This is a genomic window from Beijerinckia mobilis (assembly GCF_000745425.1).
Classification (GTDB): domain Bacteria; phylum Pseudomonadota; class Alphaproteobacteria; order Rhizobiales; family Beijerinckiaceae; genus Beijerinckia; species Beijerinckia mobilis.
Genome location: NZ_JQJH01000011.1, coordinates 143,390 through 153,861, shown reverse-complemented (window position 1 = coordinate 153,861; position 10,472 = coordinate 143,390). Strand labels below are relative to the sequence as shown.

At 58.6% G+C, this 10,472-nt stretch carries 7 protein-coding genes; all 7 read left to right on the top strand.

All coding sequences use genetic code 11. From position 1 onward, the window contains the following. Nucleotides 1-326: IS5 family transposase (locus DL88_RS10700; RefSeq protein ID WP_034995718.1), on the top strand; the 326-nt coding region annotated here is incomplete at its 5' end. A gap of 315 nt (nt 327-641) precedes the next feature. Next, nucleotides 642-2,069: an aldehyde dehydrogenase gene (gene aldA / locus DL88_RS10695; protein WP_034995716.1), complete on the top strand. Its 1,428-nt coding sequence runs from the start codon at nt 642-644 to the stop codon at nt 2,067-2,069. A 69-nt stretch (nt 2,070-2,138) separates the two neighbouring features. After that, entirely contained in the window at nt 2,139-4,322 is a 2,184-nt protein-coding gene (locus DL88_RS10690) for a PQQ-dependent dehydrogenase, methanol/ethanol family (RefSeq protein ID WP_034995714.1), read from the top strand. Nucleotides 4,323-4,783: 461 nt separating this feature from the next. Continuing rightward, a complete protein-coding gene (locus DL88_RS10685) occupies nt 4,784-5,281 on the top strand; it encodes an Lcl domain-containing protein (RefSeq protein WP_169741562.1) in 498 nt (165 codons plus the stop codon). Nucleotides 5,282-5,423: 142 nt separating this feature from the next. After that, entirely contained in the window at nt 5,424-6,932 is a 1,509-nt protein-coding gene (locus tag DL88_RS10680; RefSeq protein ID WP_245270766.1) for a porin, read from the top strand. Between the two features lie 300 nt (nt 6,933-7,232). Next, nucleotides 7,233-9,107 (top strand): ATP-dependent zinc metalloprotease FtsH, encoded by a 1,875-nt coding sequence (gene ftsH, locus DL88_RS10675; protein ID WP_034995797.1) that lies wholly within the window; start codon nt 7,233-7,235, stop codon nt 9,105-9,107. A 137-nt stretch (nt 9,108-9,244) separates the two neighbouring features. Continuing rightward, the gene (locus tag DL88_RS10670; protein WP_034995711.1) at nt 9,245-10,471 is read left to right on the top strand and encodes a metallophosphoesterase family protein; all 1,227 of its coding nucleotides are present in this window, start codon (nt 9,245-9,247) and stop codon (nt 10,469-10,471) included. Nucleotide 10,472 lies beyond the last annotated feature (1 nt).

Below are 10,472 nucleotides of genomic sequence, written 5' to 3'. Positions count from 1 at the left end.
GACCGGGCCAGGAAAACGATATCACTCGCGCGCATGAACTCATTGATGGATTTGACGCGACTGCAACTCTCGCCGACAAAGGCTACGACGCGAACCATCTGCACAAGAAGATTACCGGACAAGGCAGCGAGATCGTCATTCCACCCAAGCGCAATCGCAAGGTTCAGCGGCCCTACGACACCGAGCTTTACAAGGAACGCAATCTGGTGGAGCGTTTTTTCAACAAGCTCAAGCAGTTCAGGCGGGTGGCGACCCGCTATGACAAGCTGCTTGCCAACTTCATGGGCTTCGTCAAACTTGCCGCAATAGCCATATGGCTCAGATAGTTAAATCGTCACTACCGCCTAGGGCAGATCAGCCGATTTTATCGAATGGCTTGTCCATTTCGTGCCGTCATCAATCCTCTTGCTCTCGTGTATATGCCCAAGAGTGCATACATGCCGCCGCAGGGCCTGCCTTAAGTGGTTTGGCAAGCGCCTGATCGCGTGAGTGCGCCTGTATTCCGGGAAATATTGGCTTCGAAGTACAGGCCCAAAGTCTGTCTCGGTGAGCAAGATACAGAGATGTCCACCCAAATTGGTCCGCGGCACATCGATGATCGCTGACGCTGATGACCTGTGCGTTCTTTCAAGAGGTTTGCGATGCATCATAATTTTGTCAATGGCCAGTTTCTGGAGACGAAGGCGGCGGAAACGATCGCGGTCTTCAATCCAGCGACGGGAAAACAGATCTCCGAGATCCCTGATTCATCCGCCGCTGTCGTCGATCAGGCCGTCGCAGCCGCCAGGGCGGCGCAAAAGGAATGGGCCAAGTTGCCGCCGATCGCCCGCGCTGGCTATCTGAGGACGATTGCGTCGAAAATCCGCGAGAGGGTCGATGTCATTGCCCGTACGATCAGCGAGGAGCAGGGCAAACTTCTCGGCCTTGCCGAGGTCGAGGTCCGTTTTACAGCCGATTATTTCGATTACATGGCCGAATGGGCGCGCCGTCTTGAGGGTGAAATCATTGCCAGCGACCGTCCGGGTGAGACCATACTTCTATTCCGTCAACCCCTCGGTGTCGTTGCCGGCATTCTGCCTTGGAATTTTCCCTTCTTCCTGATCGCGCGCAAGATGGCGCCGGCGCTTGTGACCGGCAATACGATCGTCATCAAGCCGAGCGAGGAAACGCCAAATAATGCGGCGCTCTTTGCCGGTCTCGTCGCCGAAACTGACCTGCCGCCGGGTCTGTTCAATCTCGTCTATGGTCGCGGTACGACGGTCGGTGAAGCGATGACATCGCATCCCGATGTCAATCTGATCAGTTTCACCGGCAGCGTGCGTGCGGGATCCGCGATCATGGCTTCGGCGGCGAAGAATATCACCAAGGTGAACCTTGAATTGGGCGGCAAGGCTCCGGCTATCGTCATGAAAGATTGTGATATCGACCTTGCCGTCAGGGCGGTGACGGGGTCGCGTGTCATCAATAGCGGGCAGGTCTGCAATTGCGCGGAACGTATCTATGTCCAGGAAGACATCGCGGATGAATTTACGGCGAAATTCGCCGCGGCCATGAGTGCCACGACCTATGGCGATCCGCTCGGCAATGAACCGGTCGGAATGGGTCCGTTGATCAATGCTGCAGCGATGCATCGCATCGATGCGATCGTGCAGAGAGCGGTGAGCGAAGGGGCGCAGATCGTTACTGGCGGCAAGCCCGACGAGAAGGCTGGCGGTGTCTATTTCCAGCCCACCGTACTCGTGAATTGCCGCCAGGATATGGAAATCATGCGGGATGAAGTGTTCGGTCCCGTCGCTCCGGTCAATATCGTCAAGGATCTCGATGAAGCCATCGCCCGGGCCAATGATTCCGTCTACGGGCTCACTTCCTCGATCTATACGCGTGATCTTTCGACTGCAATGCGTGCCTGCAACGAGATTCACTTCGGCGAGACTTATGTCAATCGCGAAAATTTCGAGGCCATGCAGGGATTTCATGCCGGTGTCCGACGTTCCGGCATCGGCGGCGCCGATGGCAAGCATGGCCTTTACGAATTCACGCATACGCATGTCGTCTATATCCAGAATTGAGACAGGCGATTAACAGGTTTCGGTGAGCGTACATCATTCATTCACTGCGATATGATTCCAGGAAACAAAATGACATACAGACAGATTTGGGGAGGAGTGAGCGCCGCCGCGCTTGCAATCGGTCTGGCGCTGGCGGGCGGCTCCGCTGCCGGCATTGCTGCGGAAAAAGGTCCTGCGGCAGTCGATGCCAAGCGCATCATCGCCGCCGACAAGGAGCCAGGCAATTGGATGACCACGGGCCGCACCTACGGCGAGCAACGTTTCAGCCCGCTGAAACAGATCACGCAGGATAATGTCGGCAAGCTGGGGCTTGCCTGGAGTTACAAGCTCGATATTGATCGCGGCGTCGAGGCGACACCGATCGTCGTCGATGGCGTGATGTACACGACCGGGCCATTCTCCATGGTCTATGCGTTGAACGCCAAGACCGGCGAGCTCATCTGGAAATATGATCCGAAATCCGATCGCGAGCGCGCGGGTGAAGCCTGCTGCGATGCGGTCAATCGCGGTGTTGCCGTCTGGAACGGCAAGGTCTTTGTCGGGGTCCTTGATGGACGGCTAGAGGCGATCGACGCGAAAACCGGACAGAAGGTCTGGTCTGTCGATACACGCTATGACACTAACCGCAGTATTGCCATTACCGGGGCTCCGCGGGTCGTCAAGGGCAAGGTGATCATCGGTCACGGCGGCGCTGAATATGGTACGCGCGGCTATATTACCGCCTATGACGCGGAAACCGGCAAACAGGTCTGGCGTTTCTGGAACGTCCCGGGTGATCCGGCGAAGCCTCCGGAAAACAAGGCAATGGAGATCGCCCGCAAGACATGGACCGGCGATGCTTTCGTCGTGCGTGGGGGTGGCGGCACCTCCTGGGATTCGATGGCCTATGATCCCGATCTCAATTTGCTCTATCTCGGGACCGGCAATTCATCCTCGTGGAATCCGCGCATCAGAACGCAGGGCAAGGGCGATAATCTGTTCGTCTCGTCCATTGTCGCAATCAATCCCGACAATGGCGAATATGTCTGGCATTTCCAGACGACGCCGATGGATCCGTTCGATTTCACGGCGACAGCCCATATCATTCTCGCTGACATCAAGATCGACGGCAAGACACGTAAAGTGTTGATGCAATCGCCGAAGAACGGCTATTTCTACGTTCTCGATCGCAAGACCGGTAAGTTCATCTCGGGCCAGAACATTATCCCGATCAACTGGTCGAAAGGGCTCGACAAGAACGGCCGTCCGATCATGAATCCGGAGGTCGAATATTGGAAGGATCCGGAACGTAAACCCGTCCTCGTGCAGCCGGCCTTCTGGGGTGCGCATGACTGGCAGCCGATGTCCTATAACCCCAATACTGGCCTCGTCTACATCCCGACCCATATCATGTCGGCTCTGTATCAGGATGTCGATGGTATTCCGCCACGGCGGAAGTTCAAGAGTGTCTATCAGCTCGACGTCAATACCGGCATGATGCCGGAAGATCCGGATGGTCTGCGCAAATATGCCGACACCTGGTCGGGCAAGCTGATGGCCTGGGATCCGATCAAGCAGCAGAAGGTGTGGGAGGTTCCCTATTCCACGATCTTCAACGGCGGCACGCTGAGCACGGCGAGCAATCTGGTCTTCGAGGGCACGGCGGATGGGCGCGTCGTCGCTTATGCCGCCGAGACCGGCAAGAAATTGTGGGAATCGCCAGCCAATACGGGCGTCATGGCGGCGCCGATCACCTATGAGATCGATGGTGAACAATATGTCACCTTCATGGCTGGCTGGGGCGGTGCTTTCGCGACCTTCGCGGGGCCGTTGTCGCTGCGCGCGGGTGTCAAGCCGAATGCGCAGGTTCTCACCTACAAGCTTGGTGGAACGGCAACACTGCCGCCGTTGAAATATAAATATGCGGATCGCAAACCCGAAGCGCCGGAGCTGCATGCGACACCGCAACAGGTCGATGCGGGACGCGATCTCTTCAACGCCAATTGCTCGCCCTGTCACGGTATCAATGGCATCAGCGGCGGCGTCCTGCCGGATCTGCGGACCTTGTCGGCGGAAAACCATGAAGCTTTCCCCGGCATCGTCATGGGTGGCCGCGCCTATAATGGCATGCCGTCGTTCGCCGGTGAATTGAGTCCGGAAGAGATCGAGAATGTGCATGATTATCTGATCATGCGGTCGCATCAGCTCGAAAAGGCAATGGCATCCGGCGAGAATCTTGAAAACTACGCGCCAGCGGGAATGTCGAAGCCCTGAGGTCATGTGTGTGCTGGCGCAGGGCATCCCCTCCATCGACCTGCGCCAGAACCATGGCGGCGGGAAGGAGAGGATACCAGCTATCCTCTCCGCCCGGTGCCTTTTCGATCCTGGCATTGAAAAGACACCGATCTTTGAGATGGAGCCGTTCGGACAGATTCGATCGGCGCTGGCGTCCTTCCTGCCGCCATTTTTTATACGGTCCGATGGCGTGAACGGAAATATCCTCGTCGTGTGGATCAACTCATCATCCGGTGCTGTGCGGGAGTCCGTCCGGCCACGCCGTCGTCAGTACAGACGGTGCCTCGGAAGATATCGCTCAACATCCTTGTGGGGGCCATCGGCTTGCCAGACCATCGTTATGGCAGCGAATGGAATGCCTGCATCCATCGAGACTAAAAGACATGATGTCCTATCGTTCCATTTCGTTGATTGTTCTCGCCCTGTTCATGGGAGGAAGCATGAACGCGCCCATGCGTGCTGAAACGGCTGACCCGCAAGGTATTTCCACGGCTGTAAAGCCTGGCGAGGAGCGATGGCGGCTCGATGCCGATGGAACCCTCAAGGATGACGTCACCCATCTTCAATGGGCGGCGCGTGACAATGGCGAGGATGTCGATTGGCGTGGAGCGCAAGCCTATTGCGCCGGGCTTCAACTCGCGGATGGTGCCTGGGAACTGCCGACAGTCGAGGATCTGACAAGCCTTTATATGCGCGACAAAGACAAGGAGGATGTTGTCCCCTGTGGGCATCACGAGAAGACGAAATTCGGCTGCAAGGTTCCGGCGGCGCTCCAATTGAGCGGGCCCTGGTTCTGGAGCCGGACCCGTCTCGAATCTTCCGGAGAACATGGCGAGGAACGAGCCGTGGACGTGAATCTCATCGATGGGCGTAAACATCCGTTCGCAACCGCCAACAAGGTTCACGGACGCGCCTTGTGCGTGCAGCGCCAAGGTTGAAACGAAATACGGTGCGGATTGCGCCGGCCCGGATACCATAAACTCTGCGCGCCTGGGGGAGGGCGATAATCACGCGGAGCTCTGGCGTCCGGTGAATGCAAAGGAACTCCGGCCATGAAGCGGCTGGACGGGGAGGAATGAGATGACTGCGGCAGAAATTTCTGCGGGGTTTGAGGCGGAGCGCCGCATTCCCGAAGGTAGGGGCACAAGACTTGCCGCGATGGCGTTGTCTGTCGGTCTGTCATGCACAGGTGCTTATGCGGATACAACCGATCAATTGCTTGACCAGTTGAAGGCAAAGGGCATTTTGAGCCATAGCGAATACAAGACCCTGAAAGGCCGCCATGCCGCCGAATTGAAACAGAAGGAACGGAAATATGTTGTTCCAGGCCGCAAAGTGGTCACGAAGGAAAATGTCGTCGTCGCTCCCGATGATCGCTATGTCACGCGTCTCGACAAAGGTATTGGTGTGCATATCGGTGCGGTCGATGTCAAGCTGACGGGCCTTTTGAGCTTCTTCGCGGTGGAGACGTTCAAGACTCAGGGCAATGCCGATGTCGCCGGCGGCCTCTCCGGCAACAGTTCCGTCAACAACACAAATTCGATCCGCGCGGGCCTGGTGCCGAGCGCGCTCGTAACCTCGATCTCGACACGCCAGGATGGCTATGATCTTGGATTCACCTTGGGCATTTATACGGCGGGCAGCAATGTCGCCGTCGGAAAATACAATGCCAATAATGGTGGCACTGCGACGGCGCTCGGTACGCCCGGCATCGATGTGCGTCAGGTTTTCGGCACTATAGGCTCTCAGGATTTCGGTACGGTGAAGGTCGGCCGTGATATCGCGCTCTTTGCCGCCGATGCCGTGCTCAATGACGCCACCATTCCCGGTGGTGGTACGCCTTCCGGTAATGCGGCGCCGGGCAATTCGACGCTCGGTCATATCGGCTTCGGCTATTATTACATGGACTGGTTTCCGCAAATCACATACATTTCGCCAGATATCGACGGTTTCACTTTCTCGGTCGGTGTCTTCTCGCCCTACGGCCTCGTCAATTATTCTGGTCTTTCCGGTACGATGACCGGACATGATCAGCCGAACATTCAATGGAAGGTAAAATATAAGGGGGCGGTCTCCGACAATGCGGAACTGACGGCCTGGACCTCTGGCATGACGCAGCAGCATCGTGTCGAGATCGGCGATTCGGTCGCACTCAATGGATCCATGGCACCGGGCACGAATATACGCTCCTTGGCCGTCGATGCCGGTGCCCGTCTCGATGTGGATGCGGTCAGTCTGCTTGCTTATGCCTATTATGGGCGTGGCATGGGCTCGACCTTTTTGTTCTTCGATGGCATCAGCACCAATGGCGAGAAGCGTAATTCCTTTGGCGGCTATGGGCAGGCCACCTACACATTCTTCGACCGTTTCACCATCGGCGCCGCTTATGGCATTAGTGTCCTTCAGGCCAATTACGGGGATCCGACAACACTGCTGCACAGCAACGAGAACATTGTCGCACTGGCCCGCTATAAATTGACCGATTGGGTGGGATTACAGGGTGAATATGTTCACTCGATTTCCCGCAATCAAGCTGGCGGCAGCATCAGCGGTGACGCTTTCGTGCTTGGCACGTTCTGGTCGTTTTAGACCCGTCCGGATGGCTGCGCGGCCAAAGTGAGCGCAGGCGCTGATCCGGTCTTCGATCGCGGACAAGTCACGGCTTCGGCAAGTCTATGAAAAGAAGCGGGGCAGGGCTTACGAGCCTGGCGGAGGATTGGAAAGGTGATGGTTTTTCCGGTAGAGGATTCCTGGCTATCGAGCCCCGTTCCGGGCAGCCTTGCCCGGTGCATCGGGCGTTTAGCGGCTTTCCTCGATGGTCCGATCCCCTGCCGGCCGCCTGTCGGAGTGTTTTCCGGTTTCTGACGGGCGGTGATGAATGGACATGCCATGGCCAATGAATCGCCCCTCCAAAAAATCGATCTCAAGACCTGGACCATTTTCGCCGTGATCGGCGGCGCGCTGCTTTTACAGCTGGTCTTCTCCAGTGCCTCGCAGGTGGCGACGATTCCCTTCAGCCAGTTCGAGCAATTGCTGTCGGAGGACAAGATCGCCGAGGTGACGGTCGGCGAGGATACGATCCGCGGGACATTGAAGGCGCCGCTGCCGAACGGCAAGAAGGATTTTGTGACGACCCGCGTCGAGGCCGGGCTTGCCGAAAAACTCAACGCGCATGGCGTCACCGTCACGGGAGCAACGTCGAACAATTTCCTCGTGACGATTCTATCCTGGACGCTGCCGCTCGTCTTCTTCTACCTGATCTGGGTCTTTCTGTTCCGCAACATGGCCGATAAGCAGGGCTTCGGCGGCCTCATGTCGATCGGCAAGTCGCGCGCCAAGGTCTATGTCGAAAAAGACACCAAAATCACCTTCGCCGATATCGCGGGTGTCGATGAAGCGAAATTCGAGCTTCGCGAGGTGGTTGCCTTTCTCAAGGATCAAAAATCTTACGGCCGGCTCGGGGCGCGTGTTCCCAAAGGCATCCTGCTCGTCGGTCCGCCCGGCACCGGCAAGACCCTGCTCGCCCGTGCTGTGGCGGGCGAGGCCGGCGTGCCGTTCTTTTCGATCTCGGGCTCGGAATTCGTCGAAATGTTCGTCGGCGTCGGCGCGGCGCGCGTGCGTGATCTTTTCGATCAGGCGCGCAAGGCCGCGCCCTGCATCATTTTCATCGACGAACTCGATGCGCTCGGTCGCAGCCGCTCGGCCAATGCGCTTGGCGGCTATGACGAGAAGGAGCAGACGCTCAACCAGCTTCTCGCCGAGCTCGATGGGTTCGATCCGAGCATCGGCGTCATCCTGCTCGCCGCGACCAACCGGCCGGAAATCCTCGATCCGGCGTTGTTGCGCGCCGGCCGTTTCGATCGCCAGGTGGTGGTCGACCGGCCAGACCATGCCGGGCGCGTGGCCATCCTCAAGGTGCATATCCGCAAGATTCGCCTCGCCAAGGATGTCGATCTCGAGACGATCGCGGGCCTGACGCCCGGTTTTACGGGCGCCGATCTCGCCAATCTCGTCAATGAAGCCGCAATCACCGCCACGCGGCGCAATGGGGATGCGGTGACGCTCGATGATTTCAGCGTAGCCGTCGAGCGCATTGTCGCGGGAATTGAAAAGAAGAGCCGGGTGCTGAGCCTCGACGAGCGCCGCCGTGTCGCCTTTCACGAGATGGGTCATGCGCTCGTCGCCGCCAGCCTGCCGGGCATCGACCCCGTGCACAAGGTCTCGATCATTCCGCGCGGCGTCGGCGCGCTCGGCTATACGATGCAGCGTCCGACCGAGGACCGTTTCCTGCTCGCCGTCAGCGATCTGAAAAAACGCATGGCGGTGCTGATGGGCGGCCGTGCGGCGGAACAATTGATCTTCGATGGCGATGTCTCGACCGGTGCGGCGGATGATTTGCAGCGCGCGACGGAAATCGCCGTCGAGATGGTCACGAAATATGGGATGAACGCAGCGATCGGCCAGCGTACCTATGCGCAGAGATCGCAGCTCTTTCTCGCCACGGCGGCGCAGGATCAGGTCGTTGCCGCCTCGGAGGCGACGGCGCGGGAAATCGACGTTGCCGTGCGCGATCTCGTGCAAGTGGCGGCGGAGCAGGCTCATGACATTCTGGCGAAACGCCATGGCGATCTCGAAACCGGCGTGAGCTTGTTGATGCAGAAGGAAACGCTGACGGTGGAGGAATTCCCGCCGCTGCGGCAGGTGACGACATCGAAACAGAGCGCAGGGGAAGCGCATCCGCCAAAGGATACATCTGCCGGTTGATGCAACAGACAGGTGACGCGCGAGCAATGTTTCGCGCCATCCTCCCGGTTGTAAATCTTGCGCGGCCGTGCATGGTCTGTGGGCCGAACGCTCTGTAGCCTCGGCATGTCTGATTCGTGCTCGCGAATGGAAGGCCCATGAAATTCAGCTTTCTCCATGCTGCCGATCTGCATCTCGGCAGCCCGCTGATCGGCCTTGCCGCCAAGGATGAGGAGATTGCCCGCCGCTTCGCCCATGCGAGCCGCCAGGCCTTCATCGACCTCGTCACTTATGCGATTGATCAGGCACTGGCCTTCGTCGTCATCGCCGGTGATATTTACGACGGGGAATGGAAGGATTCCTCGATCGGTCTGTTCTTCAACCGCGAGGTCTCGCGGCTTCATCGCGCCGGCATTGGCGTTTACGTGCTGCGCGGCAATCATGATGCGGCAAGCGTCGTCACGCGGACGATCGCGCTGCCGGACAGCGTGCATCTGTTTTCCGTCCAGAAACCTTCGACCTTCCGTCGAGATGATCTCGGCGTCGCCCTGCATGGCCGCAGTTTCCCCAACCGTGACGTCAGCGAGAATTACGCGGAGACCTATCCCGCCCCCGTCGCCGGCTGTTTCAATATTGGTGTCTTGCATACATCCTGCGACGGAAGGCCGCCGCATGCGCGTTATGCGCCCTGCACGATCGAGGACATGCGGCTGCGCGGCTATGATTATTGGGCGCTCGGCCATGCCCATGCCTATGAAATTCTCTGCGATGACCCCAAAATCGTCTATGCGGGCAATTTGCAGGGGCGCAGCATCCGCGAATGCGGCGCAAAAGGCGCGGTACGGGTCGATGTGGAAGACGGGCATGTAAAAAATCTCACCCATGTCGCCTTTGATCAGGCGCGTTTCGCGCGGCTTTCGCTCGATCTTTCCAGTGGCATCGAGGATGAGGCGGCGCTTCTCGCCCATGTCGAGGCGGGGATCGCGCCGTTCGTCACGGAGGCCGGCGGCCGCCTGCTCGCCGTCCGGGTGGAATTGTCCGGCGAAACGCCGCTCCATGCGGCGCTGCGGGCGGATGAACAGGCGCTTGCCGATAATGTCCAGGCGGTGGCGCATCGTCTTGGCGAGGATGTCTGGCTGGAAAGGCTGGTACTCTCGACGCGCGAACCGCCTGCCTCGTCCCCCGCTTCCGATCTCGATCTCGCAAGCCTGCTCCGCCAGTGCGAGGACGATCCCCTGTTGCGCGAGGAGGTGGAAAAACTCGCCGCCGAAATCCGGGCGAAACTGCCGCCGGGCTGTAGTGCGCAGGGTGACCCGTTGGCCGAGGATATTGGCGCGCTGATCGAGGATGCGCGGGCGCTGGCCTGCGGGCGGTTGGGAGCCTGAA